At 41.9% G+C, this 21178-nt stretch carries 17 protein-coding genes; 11 read left to right on the forward strand and 6 right to left on the reverse strand.

All coding sequences use genetic code 11. From position 1 onward, the window contains the following. Positions 1-183 precede the first annotated feature (183 nt). The 3 genes from recC (at position 184) to recD (ending at position 9586) form a co-directional block, all read left to right on the forward strand. On the forward strand, positions 184-3645 hold the full coding sequence (gene recC / locus C9J45_RS19635) for an exodeoxyribonuclease V subunit gamma (RefSeq protein WP_107292910.1): 3462 nt from the start codon (positions 184-186) through the stop codon (positions 3643-3645). A 276-nt stretch (positions 3646-3921) separates the two neighbouring features. Next, positions 3922-7524: an exodeoxyribonuclease V subunit beta gene (gene recB / locus C9J45_RS19640; protein WP_107292911.1), complete on the forward strand. Its 3603-nt coding sequence runs from the start codon at positions 3922-3924 to the stop codon at positions 7522-7524. Beyond that, the gene (gene recD, locus C9J45_RS19645) at positions 7517-9586 is read left to right on the forward strand and encodes an exodeoxyribonuclease V subunit alpha (RefSeq protein WP_107292912.1); all 2070 of its coding nucleotides are present in this window, start codon (positions 7517-7519) and stop codon (positions 9584-9586) included. The genes recB and recD overlap by 8 nt, the downstream gene beginning before the upstream one ends. 68 nt (positions 9587-9654) lie before the next feature. On the opposite strand, the gene C9J45_RS19650 is transcribed toward recD, so the two are convergent. The 3 genes from C9J45_RS19650 to argA form a co-directional block, all read right to left on the reverse strand. Continuing rightward, complete coding sequence (locus C9J45_RS19650; RefSeq protein WP_005371573.1) at positions 9655-10203, reverse strand: disulfide bond formation protein B; 549 nt, start codon at positions 10201-10203, stop codon at positions 9655-9657. Positions 10204-10216: 13 nt separating this feature from the next. Continuing rightward, entirely contained in the window at positions 10217-10372 is a 156-nt protein-coding gene (locus tag C9J45_RS21810) for a DUF5993 family protein (protein WP_005371575.1), read from the reverse strand. 136 nt (positions 10373-10508) lie between these two features. Further along, positions 10509-11837: an amino-acid N-acetyltransferase gene (gene argA, locus C9J45_RS19655; protein ID WP_107207743.1), complete on the reverse strand. Its 1329-nt coding sequence runs from the start codon at positions 11835-11837 to the stop codon at positions 10509-10511. 170 nt (positions 11838-12007) lie between these two features. On the opposite strand from argA, the gene C9J45_RS19660 reads away from it, so the two are divergent. After that, complete coding sequence (locus tag C9J45_RS19660; RefSeq protein ID WP_107207742.1) at positions 12008-12418, forward strand: DUF2850 domain-containing protein; 411 nt, start codon at positions 12008-12010, stop codon at positions 12416-12418. On the opposite strand, the gene C9J45_RS19665 is transcribed toward C9J45_RS19660, so the two are convergent. Continuing rightward, positions 12415-12630, reverse strand: coding sequence for a hypothetical protein (locus tag C9J45_RS19665; RefSeq protein WP_005371580.1), 216 nt, complete (start codon positions 12628-12630; stop codon positions 12415-12417). The two genes, C9J45_RS19660 and C9J45_RS19665, sit on opposite strands and share 4 nt — an antisense overlap. A gap of 299 nt (positions 12631-12929) precedes the next feature. On the opposite strand from C9J45_RS19665, the gene mltA reads away from it, so the two are divergent. Both mltA and tcdA read left to right on the forward strand, forming a co-directional pair. Further along, a complete protein-coding gene (mltA, locus tag C9J45_RS19670; RefSeq protein ID WP_107207741.1) occupies positions 12930-14060 on the forward strand; it encodes a murein transglycosylase A in 1131 nt (376 codons plus the stop codon). Positions 14061-14181: 121 nt separating this feature from the next. Beyond that, entirely contained in the window at positions 14182-14991 is an 810-nt protein-coding gene (gene tcdA, locus C9J45_RS19675) for a tRNA cyclic N6-threonylcarbamoyladenosine(37) synthase TcdA (protein WP_045084836.1), read from the forward strand. An 84-nt stretch (positions 14992-15075) separates the two neighbouring features. Here tcdA and csdE read toward each other — a convergent pair whose 3' ends face one another. Both csdE and csdA read right to left on the reverse strand, forming a co-directional pair. After that, entirely contained in the window at positions 15076-15510 is a 435-nt protein-coding gene (csdE, locus tag C9J45_RS19680; RefSeq protein ID WP_105060883.1) for a cysteine desulfurase sulfur acceptor subunit CsdE, read from the reverse strand. A gap of 23 nt (positions 15511-15533) precedes the next feature. After that, on the reverse strand, positions 15534-16754 hold the full coding sequence (gene csdA, locus C9J45_RS19685) for a cysteine desulfurase CsdA (protein ID WP_107207740.1): 1221 nt from the start codon (positions 16752-16754) through the stop codon (positions 15534-15536). A 363-nt stretch (positions 16755-17117) separates the two neighbouring features. Between csdA and C9J45_RS19690 the strand changes: the two genes are divergently transcribed. The 5 genes from C9J45_RS19690 to C9J45_RS19710 all read left to right on the forward strand — a co-directional run. Beyond that, entirely contained in the window at positions 17118-18038 is a 921-nt protein-coding gene (locus C9J45_RS19690) for a transcriptional regulator GcvA (RefSeq protein ID WP_005371607.1), read from the forward strand. Further along, positions 18019-18696: an alpha/beta family hydrolase gene (locus C9J45_RS19695; RefSeq protein WP_107292913.1), complete on the forward strand. Its 678-nt coding sequence runs from the start codon at positions 18019-18021 to the stop codon at positions 18694-18696. The genes C9J45_RS19690 and C9J45_RS19695 overlap by 20 nt, the downstream gene beginning before the upstream one ends. A 25-nt stretch (positions 18697-18721) precedes the next feature. After that, on the forward strand, positions 18722-19081 hold the full coding sequence (locus C9J45_RS19700; RefSeq protein ID WP_039872794.1) for a DUF423 domain-containing protein: 360 nt from the start codon (positions 18722-18724) through the stop codon (positions 19079-19081). 10 nt (positions 19082-19091) lie between these two features. Next, entirely contained in the window at positions 19092-20177 is a 1086-nt protein-coding gene (gene rlmM, locus C9J45_RS19705) for a 23S rRNA (cytidine(2498)-2'-O)-methyltransferase RlmM (RefSeq protein ID WP_107292914.1), read from the forward strand. 56 nt (positions 20178-20233) lie between these two features. Beyond that, positions 20234-21178: hypothetical protein (locus C9J45_RS19710; protein WP_146144331.1), on the forward strand; the 945-nt coding region annotated here is incomplete at its 3' end.

Raw genomic sequence — 21178 nt, forward strand, 5'->3', positions numbered from 1 at the left:
AGATGAGTTAAGATTATTTGCCTGTACTATCACTGATGTTTTGTGTGTTGCTCGATCGAAAGATCGGGCTTTTTTTGTTTTAGGGCTAAGACAATATTGTTAATATTTCTGCCTGTATGTATTTACAGTGTTCAATTCATGGTAGACAATTTAGTTATTCATCACCTGCTGTGAGATACCTTAGTGTTTACCGTCTACCATTCAAATCAACTCGACTTGCTTAAATCTTTGCTGGTGGAGCTTATTAAGCTAAAGCCATTAGCTAATCCATTTGAAAAAGAACAGATTCTGGTACAAAGTCCAGGAATGTCGCAATGGTTAAAAATGGAATTAGCAAAGTCATTGGGTGTGGCTGCTAATATCGATTTTCCACTGCCAGCGACCTTTATTTGGAAGATGTTTACCCAGGTCCTCGCTGATGTACCAGAGCGCAGTGCATTTAACAAAGAAGCGATGACGTGGAAGTTAATGCAAGTGCTACCAGCACAGTTTGAGCAACCTGAATTTGAAGCGCTACAGCGGTATTTAGACGGTGATGACGACAATTTAAAGTGCTATCAATTAGCTGAAAAAATTGCCGATATTTTTGACCAATATTTAGTGTATCGCCCTGAGTGGATCCAACAATGGGAAGCGGGGGAAGTTGTCGCTGAATTAGAAGATGAGCATCCTTGGCAGCCTATTTTATGGCAAGCACTGTATGATCAAACCTTGGCACTTGGACAATCGCCTTATCATCGTGCCAACTTGTACGAACACTTTATTGAAACGCTACAAAACTACAACGCATCACAAGGTAAAGAAGCATTAATAGCAGCAGGCTTACCGCAGCGTTTATTTGTGTTTGGTATCTCATCATTACCCCCACGTTATCTAGATGCACTTGCTGCTATTGGTGAGCATATTGATGTGCATTTAATGTTTACTAACCCTTGTCGTTATTACTGGGGAGATATTCGCGATCGTAAACACCTTGCGCGACTAGCTGCCAGTAAGCGGGTCAAACTTCATAATATCGAAGAGCAACAAGATATTGATGCTACGATTGAAGTACTAAAAGACAACGATGAAAGCCACTATGATGATGAGATGCAAAATGGCATGGTAGGAAATAGCTTATTAGCCTCTATGGGTAAGCTTGGTCGCGATAACATGTATTTGTTATCAGAAATGCAAGTTAACGAAGTGGATGCCGGTTTCGTTGATATTGAATCAGATACCTTATTACATGCCATTCAAGCTGACATCTTAAACTTGGTTGATCGCCAAGATGATACTCAATTAGATTCCAGTGAGCATAAGTTTCCGATTATCTCTGATGATCAATCGCTCTCTATTCATGCTTGTCATAGCCCAATGCGTGAAGTTGAAGTGCTTCACGACAAGCTGTTAGCGATGTTTGAGGCAAACCCTAATCTGAAACCACGCGATGTGATCGTGATGGTGGCAGACATTAATGCCTACAGTCCTGCCATCCAAGCGGTATTTGGTAATGCGCCGGGTAATCGTTATATTCCATTTTCGATTTCTGACCGAACCGCAGAGCAAGAAAACCCGATCTTGTTGGCGTTTTTACGTCTGTTAACTTTGCCTGATAGTCGCTGTCATGCTTCAGAACTGTTAGAGCTATTAGAAGTGCCTGCGGTGATGAATAAGTTTGGTTTTGATAGCCAAAGCTTTGAGAAAGTAAAACAGTGGATCGAAGAAGCGGGAGTTCGCTGGGGTTTAGATCAGCATACATCTAGTCAATTTAATCTTCCTGAGCAGATGCAAAATACTTGGCTGTTTGGTATTCAGCGCATGCTGTTAGGTTATGCCATGCCACATAATACTGGTTTGTTTGAAGGCATTTCTGCTTACGATCAAGTACAGGGGATTGATGCGGAGTTAGCTGGGCAGTTAGCTGGCTTTATTGATTGCTTAATTAGTTACCGTGAAGTGTTAGCACAGCCACATTTGGTGACAGAGTGGGCGGATACACTTAACCAAATGCTGGATGATTTTTTCGCGGTGGAATTGGAAGGCGAACTGGTTCTTAAATCTATTCGCGATAACTTACACCGCTTGCACGAACAACTCGATGATGCGGGTTATAAAGGTGAAATCACACCTGCAGTGCTAACTCAATATTTACGCGATAAGTTATCGGGTGAGCGAGTAAGCCAACGCTTCCTTGCTGGACAAGTTAATTTTTGTACCTTAATGCCCATGCGTTCGATTCCCTTTGATGTGGTGTGCTTGCTTGGCATGAATGATGGTGCTTACCCTCGAAATATTGCCCCTGAAGGGTTTGATTTAATGAATGGTCGCACTAAAGCGGGTGATCGTTCTCGTCGTGATGATGACCGTTATCTTTTCCTTGAAGCATTATTATCAGCGCAAGAAACCTTATATATCAGCTACGTGGGTCGCTCAATTCAAGACAATGCAGAAAAAATTGCTTCTGTGTTAGTCAGTGAGCTGGTGGAATATTGTCAGCAAGGTTATTGCTTAGAGGGAGATGAACCTCTTCCTGTCGATCAATCAGCAGAAAACATTAAACAAAAATTGATTGAGCACCATCCCTTAGTGCCATTTAGTCCGAGCGTATTTACTGGAGAGAGTGGCAGTTATGCTATTGAATGGCTACCCGCTGCTGCTCGTGAAGGGCAAGCGAGCCAACCTTTCCAATTAGGTGAACTCCCTCCAGAGCCGATTGCCGATGATCAACAACAAGTATTAGAGCTTGCTGAGTTGCAGCGTTTCTGGCGTTTACCGGTACGCTATTTCTTTAACCGTCGTTTGAAAGTCTACTTTGAGCCGCCAATGGGATTATTGGAAGATGATGAACCGTTTGTGCTGAATCATCTTGAAAGCTATCACGTTAAAGATGAGCTATTAGCATTATTGCTTGATGCTCAAATGACCAATCAAGATCCGGATCAGATCTTTAGTCATTTCGCCCAAGAGCAAAAAGCAGCGGGCAAGTTACCTGTTGCTGCATTTGGTGATATTGATTTAGATGCCAGTCGTCTAGCAGTACATGAGTTAGTAAACCAGATTGAGCCATTAATTCATGCACCATTAGATGATCAGGAAGTAGCAATAACACTAACGATAAATGGTCATGCCGTATTACTTCAAGGTTGGCTGAAACAGCGCTATCAATCCGGCTTAATGCGTTTTCGTAGTGGTAAAGTGCGCTCGGTTGATTTACTCGCGGCTTGGTGTGATCACTTATGTTTAGCGATTAGCCAGCCAGAATTGAACCAGAAAACACATATTATTGGCACCGATAAACACCTTGTCATTGATGCGATCGAAGCGAGTAAAGCACAAGGTTATTTACAAGAGCTTATCGAGTTGTATTACCAAGGTTTGAATCAACCTTTAGCGTATTTTCCGAAAACAGCACATGCAGGTATTAAAGCGTGTTTTGATAAGCAAGGTAACTGGAAAGACGATGAACAAACCATCGAGAAAGCCTACAGCAAAATGGCAGATTGTTTTAACGATGGTTACTTCTTTGCAGGTGAAGGCGCGGATAAATACATCAATCGGGTATGGACACATTGGAATGATGAACTTGCACAGAATAGCTATGTGCTAGCACTGAAAGTACTACAGGCTGCGGTATTAAATAGTGAAGAAGTAAAGCCGGAATAAGGAAGTAGTGTGGCCGTCAGCAAATCATTATTAGTTGTAGGGTGCTTGCTGTACGGCCACCGGTCCAGAGGTGACCAAGTTTCTGGCGCTGATACTAACCAACCGCTGTAATACAAACCGTGAGTAAGTTCTCACAATATTAGAATATAACAAGATTTGATCGCTCAATATTCGCTTATAAGTGTTTGATCACAGTAGTGATGTGAGCAAGATCACCTTGAGGCTTCAAGGGATCATTGGAGTGATCGAGTTTTACGATATGGGACAAGTAAAATCATGACGGTACAAACGCAAACCAATATTTTGCAGCCAATGGCCTTTCCATTGCATGGTACACGTTTAATCGAAGCCTCTGCCGGTACGGGCAAAACATTTACTATTGCCAGTTTATACCTGCGTCTATTACTCGGTCATGGTAATGCAGAAACGCGTCATGCTGTTGAATTAACGGTTGATCAAATTCTGGTGGTGACTTTTACAGAAGCAGCAACGGCAGAGCTTCGCGATCGTATTCGTGGGCGTATTCATGATGCGCGTATAGCGTTTAGTCGTGGTGTGAGTGGTGATCCCGTTATAGCCCCGTTACTACAAGAGTATCCCGATCATAAAGCGGCAGCCAATATTTTACTGCAAGCTGAACGACAAATGGATGAAGCGGCTATATATACCATACATGGTTTTTGTCAGCGAATGTTGACTCAAAACGCATTTGAATCAGGCTGTCGTTTCAACAATGAATTTGTCACCGATGAAAGCCAATTGAAGAACTTGGTGGTAGCGGATTACTGGCGTAGTCATTTCTATCAGTTACCACGAGCGCTTGCTTGTCAGATCCGCGATTTATGGTCATCGCCTCATGCGCTATTAAAAGATATTGGCAATAGCTTAACAGGTGCTCCCGTTAAACTGTCTGTAGCGGCTATGACGGCAAGTTTAGAGCAGTTACATCAGCAAAATATCGAACGCATTAATGAATTTAAAGCATTATGGAAACAGCACTTCGCTGATTTAGAAGCGTTAATTGCAAACTCTGACGTGAATAAACGTAGCTATACCAAAAAGAGCCTACCCACGTGGCTCGCTCAAGTGAATGAATGGGCTAATCAACCGACTGAAAATTATGATTTACCGGATAAATTAGAGAAGTTTCACCAACAGGAATTGATCACCAAAACCCCGAAAGGTGAAGCACCACAGCATGCGGTATTTGTTGCGGTTGCAGATTTACTTGATAACCCAGCTACATTACGCGATCCCTTATTAGCGCACGCGATTGAACATTGTCGTATTTTACTGGCGCAGGCAAAAGCTCATAAAGGGTGGTTATCGTTTGATGATCTCTTAACGCAGTTAGGCGCTGCGATCGACAACGATCAAGATGATCTACTGGCAAGTAAGATCCGCAGCCAATATCCAGTTGCGATGATCGATGAATTCCAAGATACCGATCCCCTGCAATACGGTATCTTCAGTTCGGTGTATAACGATCACCCTGAATGCGGATTGTTTATGATCGGTGATCCTAAGCAGGCGATTTATGCGTTTCGTGGGGCAGATATTTTTACTTATATTCAAGCCCGTCGTCAGGTTCAAGATCATTACACATTAGGTACTAACTGGCGTTCAACGGCAGATATGATTGCGTCGGTAAATAGCGTGTTTGATACCCCTAATAGCCCGTTTATTTATGATCAAGATATTACGTTTGATCCTGTTGGTCATAGTCCCAAAGCACCAGATCGTAGCTGGTGGCTAAACGGCGAACAACAACATGCGCTCACGTTCTGGCTGCAAGATAGCCTCGATGGCAAGCCTATTACTAAGGGCGATTATGAGTCGACGATGGCAACGGCGACAGCAGCACAAATTCAGCATATTTTAGAGCAGTCACAACAAGGACAAGGCTACTTTTTAGATAAAGAAACTCAACACCCAGTGCAAGCGGGTGATATTGCGGTGTTAGTACGTACAGGACGAGAAGGTAAGTTGGTGCGTGAAGCACTGGCAAAACAAGGGATTGCCAGTGTGTATTTATCTAATCGTGATAGCGTTTTTTCCACTGCAGAAGCGGCTGATGTACAGCGATTATTACAAGCGGTACTAACACCTGATGACGATCGCGCATTGCGTGCCGCGTTGGCGTCAGGGTTGTTTTCTTTAACCGCAATAGAGCTCGATACGCTTAATAATGATGAGAATGAGTGGGAAATTGCAGTAAATAGCTTTAAGCAATACCGTCAACAATGGCTCAAGCGTGGTGTGATGCCTATGCTACGAAGCGTGATGGCGAAAAATAATATCGCTGAGCGTTTATTAGTAGAAGAAGGTGGTGAACGTCGTTTAACTGACTTACTTCATATTGGTGAATTACTGCAAGAAGCGAGTCAAACCTTAGACAGTGATTATGCGCTATTACGTTGGTTGGCTGAAAATGTAGCTGAGCCAAACGGTAATTCTGATGAGCAAATTTTGCGTTTAGAGTCCGAACGTAATTTGGTGCAGATTGTTACCATCCACAAATCAAAAGGATTGGAATACGATTTAGTCTTTATGCCGTTTGTTTGTAGCTATCGTGAAGTCGATTGTAAAGGCGAAGTGAAGTATCACGATGAAGACGATAACGTGACGATTTTAGATATTACCAAGCACGCTGATTCTATTTCTAAAGCTGATAAAGAACGCCTCGCAGAAGATTTACGTTTAATTTATGTAGCGCTAACTCGTGCAGTTTATGGCTGTTTTGTGGGTATGGCACCAGTACGTAATGGCCGCAGTAGCAAAGAGCCTACTGGATTACACAAATCAGCGATGGGGTATTTAATTCAAAATGGAGAAGAGTGCGGTGTTGCTGCACTAGAGTTAGCACTGGCTAAGTTATCTGAAGCGCAACCGACGATCACTATTGCTGAACCTCCAGTATTACCTGTCGATAAGTGGGCAGGACAAAATGAGCAAACTGATGCGTTAAATCGTCGTGAATTTGAGCGTCAGATTGAACGTAATTGGTGGATGACCAGTTATTCCAATTTGGTGAAACAAGGTCATCAAGCACATCATGATAGCAGTTTAGATCTTCCTGGATTTGATATCGATTCTGTACAGAAAGAAACGCCAGAAAACAGTGAAACGGAGGTGGAGTTAGAGCCTGAATACTCTATTTACACTTTCCCTCGCGGTGCGCGTCCGGGGACATTTTTACATACGGTGTTTGAAGAAATTGAGTTTACTCGTCCTGTCGATAGCCCAGAAACTGTCGCTAAACTGGCGGAGCTATTGCAACTTGAACATTACGAGTTAGCGTGGCTACCTGTATTGCAGCAATTAATTAAAGATGTTTTGCACTGTCCATTAGATGGTGAACAATTGCGATTGGCAGAAAAAACACCACAACAACGTTTAACGGAAATGGAGTTTTTACTCCCGATTGAAATGTTGCAATCACCGCTACTTAATAAAGTCATTGCTAAGCATGATTCTATTTCCGCTAAAGCTGGTGAGCTTGGCTTTAGTACGGTCAGCGGTATGCTTAAAGGTTTTATTGACTTGGTGTTTGAACATCAGGGTAAATATTACGTATTAGACTGGAAATCGAATTATCTCGGTGATGATCCACAGGTTTATCGTGGTGAGCAGTTGGTTGAAGCGATGCGCGATCACCGCTATGACTTGCAGTATCAAATCTATGCCTTAGCGCTGCAACGTTTCTTGCGTAGCCGTATTCCAAACTACGACTATGAGACTCATTTCGGTGGTGTGTATTACTTGTTCCTACGTGGCATTCAAGCTGGTAGTGACAGTGGGATTTTCCATGCGAAACCATCGCAAGCCTTGTTAGAAGAACTGGATTTATTAATTGATGGAGCATTACCTCATGCTTAAACGACTTCAAGCGTTAACCAAACAAGGTGTATTGCGTCAGCTTGATTATCAGTTCGCAAAATTTGTCGCGTATCATAGCCCTGCAGATCAAGCTGATTTAGCCGCACTTGTGGCAGCTCTTGCAAGTAATGAATTAGGTAAGGGGCATGTTTGCGTCGTGTTAGATACGCTTTCGCCTCAGCGTTTATTTAGTTTGCCATCACGTGTTGCAATTGAGTTGTTAGAAGGCGTGCCTAAGCCTTCACAATGGGGAGAGCTATTAAGTCATTTTGCGGTGGTATCGACCGTGCAAACAGGTAAGGTGCAAGCGACCCCTTTAGTTATTGAACATGGTCGTTTGTACCTCAGTCGTTATTGGCAATTTGAACAAACCGTTGCCAATAAAATCCTCATGATGGCAAATAATGCAGGAGCAGAGGAACTAAGATTTAGCACGACTGATCTCAACGTTATGCATCAAGCATTAGATGATTTATTTCCTGTTACTTACGGTTACTTGTATGAAGCCTTATCAACAGCGCTAACAGCTGATGCACGCCAGAGGTTAGTGTGTGACATGCTTGATGTGGTGAAACCGGAGCAAGTTGATTGGACGAAAGTCGAGCATATTTTAGTAAATGCGACATCGCAAAAAGATCTGTCTCAATTAGATAGGGTGATCCCACTTGATGCCTGCTTAAATTGGCAGAAAGTAGCAGCAGCAGTGGCATTGACACGTCAGTTTGCAGTGATTTCTGGCGGGCCTGGTACCGGTAAAACAACCACCGTCGCTAAATTACTTGCGGCATTAGTGATGCAAGCGGGTGATGAGCATATACCTAATATTATGCTGGTGGCACCGACAGGCAAGGCGGCGGCACGTTTAACAGAATCAATTAGTTCTGCGGTGAAATCATTGCCCGTTGAGGCGTCAGTAAAAGAGCGTATTCCGACTCAATCAAGTACGATCCATCGTTTATTAGGGGCGATTCCGGGACGCGTTGAATTTCGTCACCACAAAGATAATCCCTTACACCTTGATGTGTTAGTGGTTGATGAAGCCTCAATGGTGGACTTACCTATGATGGCACGATTGCTCGATGCGATTCCTGCTGGCGCGAAACTGATTTTATTAGGGGATAGAGATCAGTTGGCATCGGTTGAAGCGGGTGCTGTGCTCGGTGATATCTGCTCATTTGCTAATCAAGGTTATAGTGGACCGCAAGGGCAAGTGCTTAGCCAGTTGACGGGCTATGATCTCCATAGCACCTCACTCGATTTAAGTTTGGTGGCCGATTGTTTATGCATGCTACAAAAGAGTTACCGTTTCCACGCTCAATCTGGTATTGGCCAGTTAGCGAAAGCAATTAACAGTGGCCGTCCTGCGTTGGTGGAAAAAGTCTGGCAGCAAGGCTTTAAAGATATTCATCATTACGCCTTATCTTCTGACAGTTATCAGTCGATGATTAATCAGGTGACGACTTTCTATTACGATTATTTAGATGCGATTGCCGAACAACGCGATCCTAACTTGGTGCTAGATGCGTTTGCGAATGTGCGTTTGTTATGTGCATTGCGTGAAGGTGATTTTGGTGTTGCAGGACTAAACTATCGGATAGAAAAAGAGTTAACTCACCGTGGTAAAATTAACCCAGGGGACGATACGTGGTATCAAGGTCGCCCAATTATGATCACCCGAAATGATCACGCAGTTGGTTTATATAATGGTGATATTGGTATCACTATGTTAGAGCCTGAAACGGATGCCGTCGATGGTGTGCGTCGTTTGAAGGTCTATTTTGAGATGCCTGATGGTACGATCCGTGGTTTCTTGCCAAGTCGAATTCCAGAGCATGAAGTGGTGTATGCGATGACGATCCATAAATCACAAGGATCTGAATTTGCTGATACCGTAATGGTGTTGCCGAATGACTTTACACCGATCTTAACTCGAGAGTTGATTTATACCGGTATTACACGTGCAAAAGCGAGATTGTATCTTTACGCTCAACCAGACGTTATTCGTCGTAGTGTGCAAGTAAGAACTGAGCGGGCAAGTGGCTTATCTGAATTGTTAGTGTAAACCTGTATTTATCAATAAAAAACGCCAGCATTTGTGCTGGCGTTTTTTATTGTTCGTTATTTAAGGTGTTACTTAAACATGTCTAATAGCCAGTAACTAACAGGGTTATCTGGACATTGATAAGGGCCACATTCTAGGAATGTAGAAATAACATTAATTAGAACGGCAACAATCGCTAGAATACAAACAAACTTACCAAATTTGTTCATTTGATAATTTTCGCTTGTCCATTCTTTATTCCAAAGTAGGAGAAGTAGTGCGACACCAGCGATAGCCATAGCAAAGATCACAAATGCCCATGTGTAGTAGTGCATACCAAGGATCGGGCTACCAAAACCTGGTGTGCCAGGGATAACGTGAAGCGATACTTGGCGAAGCGCTGTCGCTGCACCAAATAATGCACCGACTAAGATCACACCATAATGGCGTTGCTGAGTGCCATAAACGACATTAAGCATAAAGCCGAACATTACCATAACAAAACCAAGACGCTGCAATAAACACAGTGGACAAGGTAATTCATTCCAAGCGACTTGTAATACTGAGCCCATTAATAATACAAAGGTAATACCTAATAGACCCAAGCTATTAAGAAGGGTTACATGTTTATTATTCATTAATCATTCCCCCCTATAATAAAATCGATAGTGAATCAGTGGCATGGTGATGAAACCAATACAAACCAATAATTACGGATGCGGCAAAGAATGCATATCCTACATTTTTTTTACCAATGAAAGCGCTGACCATTGCAATCAAAAGTAATAGAAATATTAAACTCATCATAAGTTGATTTAACCTGAAGTAATTTGTGTTTTTATAATGTTTGTAGCGTTATCTTAGTTGAGCATGTTTTTAGTAAAATAACTCTACACAGACAATTTTACGCTCTTAAGTCACCATTTTGTTAATTTTGTGTCAATTATTTTATTCTTGTGATGAGGATTTTTGATCTTCTTTGGTAATTATAAAGTGCTTTTTTTGCCATTGGCAGCCTATCTACATCACATTCAGAAAAGCCCTGTTCGCGGAACCAGTGTAAGCTTCGAGTGGTTAATACAAATAAGTGTTCGAGGTTTTGTTGGCGCGCTTGTAGGCATAACTCATTAAGCAGTAATACACCGCGATTATCATCCCTAAAGTCAGAATGAATCGCGACACAAGCCATTTCAGCCATTTTCTCTTCAGGAAAGGGATAAAGCGCAGCACAGCCGATAATTAAATTGTCACGCTCTACAATCGTAAATTGAGTAATTTCTTGCTCGAGTTGTTCTCGGGAGCGTCGAACTAAAATTCCGTCTTGCTCTAATGGTTGGATCAGATCCAGAATACCACCAATGTCGTTAATGTTGGCGCGTCGCACTTTTTCTGCGCTCGCCATTACAATTTGGGTACCGATACCATCAAGAGAAAAAAGCTCTTGAATTAATGCCCCATCTTCTTTGTAGCTGATCAGGTGGCTGCGAGGAACGCCAGCTCGACAAGCACTAATAGCACCACGTAAGAAACGCCCAGTACCACAGTCCTGCGCTCGCTGTGCGACAAGTTTTTGATGGATATGATCGGCTTCGTTTGGCAGTAATTCAGAGATAATTTCATTGTTATCGCCCACGACTCCTTGCTCTGAGCAGAAACCAATAAGTTTGTCGGCTTTTAAGCGGATAGCCACTTGGGTTGCGACTTCTTCAGAGGTGAGGTTAAAGCATTCTCCGGTTACTGAACTCGCGATTGGGCCGAGTAGTACAATGGAACCTTGCTCTAACTGACGTTTAATCGCATCGGTATCAATACGACGAATTTTTCCACTATGACAATAATCTACACCGTCATCGACCCCGAGAGGTTGGGCGATAATAAAATTACCACTAATGATATTAATCTGCGCGCCAGCCATTGGAGTATTATGGATCCCCATTGAAAAGCGAGCGGTGATATCTAACTGAAGTTGTCCCGCTGCTTGCTTGGCAATTTCTAATGCTCGTTCATCGGTAATACGGATCCCTTTATGATAAGGAGAATGACAATCTTGCTCTGCCAGTAATGTACTGATTTGTGGGCGAGCACCGTAGACAATAACGATTTGAATGCCTAGGCTATTAAGTAGTGCGATATCATTGACGATATTATCGAAATTGGGATCGGCAAATGCCTCTCCACCTACCATGATCACCATGGTTTTTCCAACATGCGCATTTAGGTAGGGAGCTGATTGTCTGAATCCTTTAACCAGCGGTGTACTACGTCTTTTCACTATCTGACATCCATGTACAAAAAATTTATATGGATAAAGTAAATTAATTTGTCAATTTGTACAGTATTTAAGTGATAGTATTTACAAGATGTTATGGCGGTGATCTTTAATTAACATTGCGAACAATCTGTTAGTTTAAATTGTATTAGTAGTTTTTGTGGAGGTGATAATTGGATAAAGTACAATCATCTAAAGTCAGTACTTATTATCTGATGACAAAACATTCACAAACAATTATTTTGATCTTGCTATTAGTCGCTGGTTTAGCACTCACTGGCCTGTTTGTATCTAAAGCAGCATTATCTTCTTGGCTAAAGTCCCCTTCATCTGAAGCCATATATGGCTATTGGAAAGAGCATGATGTCGCGCAATATGTGGCAGAAAGTTTTGAGATCCGCCCGCTGGGTATTTATCGTGATGGAAGGCTAGTGACGACACAGTATTGCTGGGATGGTCAAACATTGAGCTATCAATTAGGTGAACAGCATTACTCTTATCTTTATCATGATAATAACTTTATTCGTCAGCAGCCTGCACATTACATTTCTACATTTGTACGCACACCATTACTACTTAATTAGATCAGTTTTAGTAGCTCATGGATGGAACTTTGTTTGAGTGCTATTTGTCTCAAGAGATCAGCTATCTGTGGCGTACCGCCAAGACAATGCTGGATCACGTGGTTAATTTGGTGTTGAGGGACTCCTTCGCTAGTTAAATTTCTGATCCACTGGTATTCAATAGCATTGGGATCTAACAAGGTATCTTTGCCAACTTTAAGTGGTGATTGCATCTCTTTATATCCTTATGAGTGCGTTATTTTTATTATTAGTTTGTGAGTTGTTTATTTTTTGTGACGATTTTATTAAATCGCTTGTATGTGACAATAATATGACACTGGATGAATCATTAATAATATAAATATCTATATTCGTTGAATGAAAATGTAAGCACTGCAATGACATTTAGATATAAATATGACTTAAGATTATTGCGTTATATTGTTATTGATTTGCTACTATTGCCTTCATTCACATATATCTACCATATTAGCTGTATCTCGCATTTTAAAATTTTATAGGCTTATCTATCGTGTTACGTAAAGCAGCAATCGCTATTATTATGTTTGGTTTAGTTGGTTGCGCATCGAATAATGATGCACAATCAACCAATGAACAAACCGCTATTCAAAAAAATCCATTAGCTCACCAATATCTTGGTAACTATTTTCCACATGTATTAAATCGTGTTTCAACCATTAAGTCAGATAAGCAGCGCGATTACACAACCTTTGCTCCCCAAGCTGAAATGGTAGTCACACGTTCTCCCTCAATGGCACGCAAATATGGCCCGTTATACAAGCAACTAGAAAAGTGGATCAGTGCGGGTGGTGATCCAAGTAAACTGGCTAGTTACGGTATTGAAGCGGCGCAAATGGGCGGTGGTGATAATAAAGGTAACGTAATGTTTACTGGTTATTATTCACCTGTTATTGAACTTCGGCATACACCAAATGCAGAGTTCCGTTACCCTGTATATGCAATGCCTAAGTGTAATGGTCGTTGTCCATCTCGCGCTGAAATTTACAATGGTGCGTTAAAAGGCAAGGGCTTGGAGTTAGGTTACAGCAAATCCATGCTAGATATTTTCATGATGGAAGTTCAAGGCAGTGGCTTTGTGCATTATGAAGACAATGATCAATTAGAATACTTTGGTTATAACGGTAAAAATGGTCACCGTTATGTGAGTATTGGTCGAGTATTGATTGATCGTGGTGAAGTGCCGAAAGAAAAAATGTCACTGAAAGCCATTCAAGAGTGGGTATCTACCCATAGTGATGCTGAAGTGCGTGAACTATTAGAGCAAAATCCATCATTTGTTTTCTTTAAACCAACGAAAACGTTAGATGTTAAGGGTAGCGCGGGGATTCCGTTGCTTGCTAATGCTGCTGTAGCGGCAGATCGAAAATATATTCCTATGGGCTCTGCGTTGCTTGCAGAAGTACCCGAGCTTGATGCTCAAGGTAACTGGACGGGTAAACACGTTTTACGCCTGTTACTTGCGTTAGACACGGGTGGTGCTGTGAAGAAAAACCACCTCGATCTTTACCATGGTATGGGTAAGCAAGCAGGCACTGATGCGGGTCACTACAAGCACTTTGGTCGTGTATGGCGTTTAGGCTTAGAAGGAACTGCAACACAAGACCCTTGGCTTAAGCCATAGTTTGGTACTGTTAGAAAGCATTTCCAACAAGTTTGAGTGATGCTAACAACTGGACAATCCTATTAAGAGTGCGTATAAAAACGCACTCTTTCTTTATCCATCAGATCAGTGAAGAAATACTATGCGCGAACTTGATACCCCAGCATCCGACAGTTATAACCAACGTTTTGGCGGCACACGTCGTTTATACGGCAATAGCGAAGTAGACATTCTTCGTGCTGCACACGTGTGTGTGATTGGTATTGGTGGTGTAGGTTCATGGGCGGCAGAAGCGTTAGCGCGTTCAGGTATTGGTGAGCTTACCCTGATTGATATGGATGATGTGTGTGTGACGAATATTAATCGTCAAATTCATGCCATGACAGGGACGGTAGGTAAAAGCAAAATTGAAGTGATGGCTGAGCGTATTCACCTAATCAATCCTGAATGTAAGGTCAATTTGATTGACGATTTCATCACACCTGAAAATCAAGCTGAATACTTGTCAAAAGATTTTGATTACGTGCTCGATGCAATAGATAGCATGAAGCCAAAAGCGGCACTGCTGTCATACTGTAAGAGTAATAAAATTAAGGTGATCACCACAGGTGGTGCTGGCGGTCAAATGGACCCAACACAAATTCAGATCGCTGATTTGACCAAGACAATCCAAGATCCATTGGCGAAGAAGTTACGTGATACCTTGCGTCGTCATCATAACTTCCCTAAAAACCCAAAACGTAAGTTTGGTATTGATTGCGTATTTTCAACAGAGCAACTGAAGTACCCACAAGCCGACGGCTCTGTGTGTGCAGTAAAAGCGACAGCAGAAGGGCCCAAGCGTATGGATTGCGCGAGTGGTTTTGGCGCGGCAACCGTTGTGACTGCAACGTTTGGTTTTGTCGCGGTATCACAAATATTACGTAAGCTTATTGAAAAACATAAACAGTAATCGATAGGCAGTGACATGAAAAAGGCAGATCATATGATCTGCCTTTTTTGTTGCTGTGCTATTTCTAGGACTGATAAATCTTGTTTAGCGTGCGAGTTGTTTTATTTGCTCAACAATCGCTTTTAACCCATTGCCACGAGACGGACTCAAATGGGCAATTAAACCGAGTGAATCAAAGTAGCCATCAATATCAAATTCACTGATCTCTGTACGCGTTTTACCGTGATAAGCGGCAAGTACGAGTGTTATTAAGCCGCGAACAATACGCGCGTCAGAATCAGCTTGAAAATAAAAGTGATCGCCAACTTGCTGGTGGCGAAGCCAAACTTGCGATTCACAACCACTGACTTTTAACTGCTCATCTTTGTCTTCTTCTGCCATTACCGGCAGTTTCTTACCTAGCTGAATGACAGTACGGTAGCGATCTTCCCAGCCTGAAGCGTTTTGCATTTGAGCCACAATGTCTGTATCTGAAATGTCGGTGCCGAAAGGGTGATGGGGAAGTGTAAGTTCAGTCATAGTATTCAATCCAGATAACCGCATTAAAGTAAATCACAAGCTTTATGTAGTGCAGTGATAAAGCGCTCTACATCTTGCTCGGTGTTATAAAGCGCTAATGATACGCGTAATGTTCCTGTTAAGCCTAGTGCATCAAGCATGGGATGTGCACAGTGGTGACCAGCACGCAGCGCGATATTTTGTTGATCTAATAGGGTCGCAATATCTTGATGGTGCACCCCATCAACCACAAAAGAGAATAAACTTGCCTTCGGTTGTAATCCTATAATACGTAAGCCATCAATATTTTTAATGCCTTCGATGGCTTTGTGGCGCAAGTTTTCAATATGTACTTCAGCGCCTTGTCTATCTAGTTTCTTGAGCCAATTAATTGCTGCGGCTAACGCTAAACATCCCGCTACATTTGGGGTGCCAGCTTCAAATTTACCCGGTAGTGCAGCGAAAGTTGTACCTTCAAAAGAGACTTTTTCCACCATTTTACCGCCGCCGTGCCAAGGTGGCATTGCTTCAAGTAGCGCTTGCTTGCCATAAAGAACGCCAATACCAGCCGGGGCATAAATTTTATGGCCTGAGAACACATAGAAGTCAGCATCAAGTGCAGTGACATCGATATCTTCATGAGCAATACCTTGTGCGCCATCAATTACAGCAATGGCGTTGTGCTGGTGAGCTGCGTGAATGATTTCTTCAATTGGGTTACGGGTACCCGTAACATTGGTAATGTGGGCGACTGCGACGATTTTTGTTTTATCCGATAGGAGCGAATAAAACGCATCTAGATCTAAAGTACAGTCATCGCGCATCGGGATTTTAATGACGCGTGCACCGGTTTCTGCCGCTATCATTTGCCATGGCACGATATTGGCGTGATGCTCTAATTCACTGACTAGAATTTCATCTCCTGCCGTTAGATTTGCGCGGGCATAAGTTTGAGCAATTAAATTTAATGCTTCTGTTGCGCCACGTGTCCAAATAATTTCTTTGCTGTGCGCTGCGCCAATGAAGTGTTGTACGGTTTCTCTTGCTTGTTCAAAGCGCAGCGTCGCATTTGCTGTGAGGCTATGACTGCCACGATGCACATTGGCATTATAACCACGATAGTACTCAGTGATTGTATCAATAACCACGGCTGGCTTTTGTGCGGTTGCTGCGCTGTCTAGGTACACTGGCGGTAATTCACCATCTGTGTGTTGCAAGGCAGGGAATTGAGCCAAAATAGTTGAGATATCAAATTGAGAGGTCATGGTTGTTCACATAGCTAAGATTGAACGAAGGATCATGCTAATAAATAAGTCAGAGAGCAAGTATTGATGGCTTTATATTGATAAAAAAATAGCACTGCGTTGGGGCGCAGTGCTAAAAATAGCTTTGACTTTATAGTCAAAAATACAGGAAATAAAGGATGGTTATTCCATCCGTCCGAAAGGATTCGGATAATATGCAAACACAACACGCAATATTGATTAAGCTGGTTAGCCAGAGGGCAAAGAACAGAGGATTAAATCAATATTGCGTAGAGATAATAGGGTTTCTCTAGTAGTTGAACAATGGACAATTTATAATGTTCAGGATTAAAAAAACTAATGCATTAAATAGTCGAGAAAAGTATGTCTAGACGTTTACCTCCGCTCAACTCATTAAAGGTGTTTGAGGCGGCAGCAAGACACTTGAGTTTTACTCGTGCTGCTGAAGAATTATTTGTTACTCAAGCCGCAGTTAGTCATCAAATTAAAGCGTTAGAAGAATTTCTAGGCTTAAAGTTATTCCGCCGCCGTAATCGTTCTCTATTGCTAACAGAGGAAGGACAGGGCTACTTTCTCGATATAAAAGATATCTTTTCAGCGATATCTGATGCGACTGATAAGGTCTTGGAACGTGGGGCTAAAGGTGCATTAACCATTAGTTTACCTCCTAGTTTTGCCATCCAATGGTTGGTACCACGTTTAACCGATTTTAATGAACAACACCCTGATATTGACGTGCGTATTAAGGCGGTCGATTTAGATGAAGGGTCGCTCACCGACGATGTCGATGTGGCGATTTACTATGGTCGAGGTAATTGGTCTGGCCTGCGTGCCGATAAATTATATCAAGAGTTCATGATGCCTGTTTGTTCGCCAATGCTGCTGACAGGGGCGAAACCGCTGCGCACATTAGATGATTTAAAACTACACACCTTGTTACACGATACATCTCGAAAAGAGTGGAAGAATTATGTTCGTCATTATGACGTGCAAGGGGTTAACGTTAACCAAGGGCCTATTTTTAGTCACTCAACCATGGTGCTACAAGCTGCGGCTCATGGCCAGGGAATTGCGCTGGGAAATAATGTATTAGCGCAACCAGAATTAGAAGCTGGGCGCTTGGTATGTCCATTTGATGAAGTGTTAGTGAGTAAAAACGCGTTCTATTTTGTTTGCCAAGAGCGCCAAGCTGATACTGGGCGAATTCAAATATTTAGAGATTGGGTGTTAGCCAAAGCACGTCGTGAACAAGAGGATATGCCTGATGTCGAACTTAGCCAGTGAATACATAATTAACGAACCTATATCAGGTACCGCTGTAGCAACATTTTTGTTTGCTCATGGTGCAGGGGCGGGAATGGATCATGCTTTTATGATGGCAGTCGCTGAAGGTTTAGCGCTGCAAGATATTCGGGTAGTACGGTTTAATTTTCCATATATGGTTAAACGTGCTGAAGATGGTAAAAAGCGACCGCCTGATCGCCAACCAAAACTCTTGATTGATTTTCAACGTCATATCGAAACCTTTGCAGGCAGTTCGTTAGTCATTGGCGGTAAATCAATGGGCGGTAGAATGGCGAGTATTATGGCAACAGAGGTTGCCGCTCAAAGCCCGGATGTAGAAAACTGCGCAGCGAAGGTGAAAGGCGTAGTGTGTTTAGGTTTTCCTTTTCATCCACCGGGGAAACCTGAAAATTTTCGTGGTGATCATTTGGCGTCGATTACGGTACCCACATTGATCCTACAAGGTGAGCGAGACACGTTTGGTACTAAAGCAGAAATAGCACAATGGGCGTTTTCTCCCAATGTCGAGGTTGCGTTTCTTCCTGACGGTGATCATAGTTTTAAACCGCGAAAAGCCTCTGGTTTTACGGAAGCTAACAATATAGCAACGGCCATTGAGCGATTAGCGCGGTTTATTAAGGAGTGCTGTGGTGACTGAACCATTACAAAACCGAACGCGTTGGATGCTCTTTGTCGCGGCAATGAGTGGTGCATTAACGGTGGGGTTAGGGGCATTTGCTGCACACGGCTTAAAGCAGCATTTATCGCCTTATTTACTCGATGTATTTAAGACTGGCGTACAATATCAAGCGTGGCATACATTCGCGTTATTGGGTTGTGGAATATTGACACGCTTTTTGTCTTCAAAAGCTGTATCATACGCCGCTCTGTTTTTCACCCTTGGTATAATCTGTTTTAGTGGCAGTTTATATGCATTGGCATTAACAGGCATTAAGTGGTTTGGTCCCATCACACCGATGGGCGGAGTATGTTTTATTATTGGCTGGGTAATGCTTGCAGTAGCAGCCTGGCGTTCAGCTTGAGGGTTCCAACGTGAATCATGTTTTATTGTATTGTCGTCCTGGCTTTGAAAAAGAATGTGCAGGTGAAGTTCAAGACAAAGCAAATACGCTGGAATTGTTTGGTTTCCCTCGGGTAAAAAACAATTCAGGTTATGTGTTATTTGAATTTTATCAAGCAGGTGATGCGGATAAATTTATTCAGCAACAACCATTTTCACAGTTAATCTTCGCACGTCAAATGTTTGCGGCATCACAGATGTTAACGGATTTACCGGCTGATGATCGTATTTCTCCGATCTTAGAAGTGATTGGTGATGACTTCCCACGTTGTGGTGATCTCCGTGTTGAAACACCTGATACCAATGAAGCGAAAGAGTTATTAAAATTCTGTCGTAAGTTTACGGTGCCACTTCGTCAAGCAATGCGTAAGCGTGAGATTTTATACGCGAAAGATAACAACAAAAAGCCTGTGCTACATGTGTGTTTCGTCGCACCGGGTTGTTGTTTTGTAGGTTATTCATATACATCGAATAACTCACAGTTCTTTATGGGCATTCCCCGCTTAAAATTCCCAGCAGATGCGCCAAGTCGCTCAACGTTGAAATTAGAAGAAGCATTTCACGTATTTATTCCTCGCCACGAGTGGGATGAGCGTTTAGCTCCAGGTATGTGGGGGGTTGATTTAGGTGCTTGTCCTGGTGGTTGGACATATCAATTGGTGAAACGCTCGATGTTCGTTCACGCGATTGATAATGGCGCAATGGCACAAAGCTTGATGGATACAGGTCAAGTTAAATACCATGCCGTTGATGGTTTTAAATTTGAGCCAGCACGTAAAAACGTTACGTGGATTGTTTGTGACATGATTGAAAAGCCAGCGCGTGTGGCTCACTTAATGGGTGAGTGGTTAATTAAAGCGTGGGCAAAAGAGGCGATCTTTAACTTAAAACTACCAATGAAAGGTCGTTATGATGAAGTGCTTCAAGATATTGAAAACCTGAAAGTATTTCTTATCCAAAATGGTGTAAAGTTCAAGCTACAGGCTAAGCATTTATACCATGATCGCGAAGAGATTACGGTTCACATTCAGCGTCTAGATACACGCTCTCCACACTAAAATAGATTCAAAAGATAAGCCAATTTTGCTTGGCTTATCTTTTATTGGGGATATTTATGACCAAAGAAACCTCACATAAAACAAATTTAGTCTTTTTTTATTCAGAGGGTGCTCCCAATGATAATGCTTTAGACTTATGTGAAAATAAGCAGTTAGTGCTAGATGCCGCGAAAGATCATGTTGATAATATTAGTTACTACACGCCTAAAAAGTTAAGAGATCTTGGATTTGAAGGTTATGTAAGAGAATATGATAGTTCTGGTTTAGTCTCTCAAAACCCTGGAATGTCTAAAATTGGTTTTTGTGCTTGGCGTCCACTTATTTTATTGCTTGAAATGGAAAGGATGAATGAAGGTGATATCTTAATTTACCGTGATTCTAATATTCTAAAATATAGAAAGCTATCTAATTATAATGATATTAAAAATATTGCGGAGCAATGTTTAACATTATGTGGGTTTGATTTTTTTATTCCTCATCATGATTCTTTAATAAAAAACCGAGAATTAACTAAAACAAATATTATTAGAGAACTCGGAGAGGATAACTTTTTTTCATATGAATACCCTGCACTGCAGGCTGCGTTTATTGTAATAAGAAAATCGGAAGCCTCCATACAGTTGTTACAAGAGTGGTTTGACGCGTGTAGTAACGAAGAGTGGATAAACGGTAAACAGTATGGTGAGTTAGATTCGCAATTTCACCACTCTACACCTGAACAAGCAATACTGAGTATAATAATTGCAAACTGGGTAAGGAAAGGAATTCACAATATACCTGTGACTTACCCTTTAATATCTATTAGAGCAGGTAGAGATATAAATAAGATTACTTTTAGAACCGACTTTTCATATCTAACTATTTTAAATAAAAGTAATGCTGAGTATATTAATCTACCCAGCTATATAAATAAAAAAAATATTAAAGGGTTACTTGAATTTTCAAGTACATTAATATCAAATTTTATATTAAAGAAAAATTACGTAATATTAAAATCATAT

This window comes from Photobacterium sp. GB-1 (assembly GCF_003026165.1).
Lineage (GTDB): Bacteria > Pseudomonadota > Gammaproteobacteria > Enterobacterales > Vibrionaceae > Photobacterium.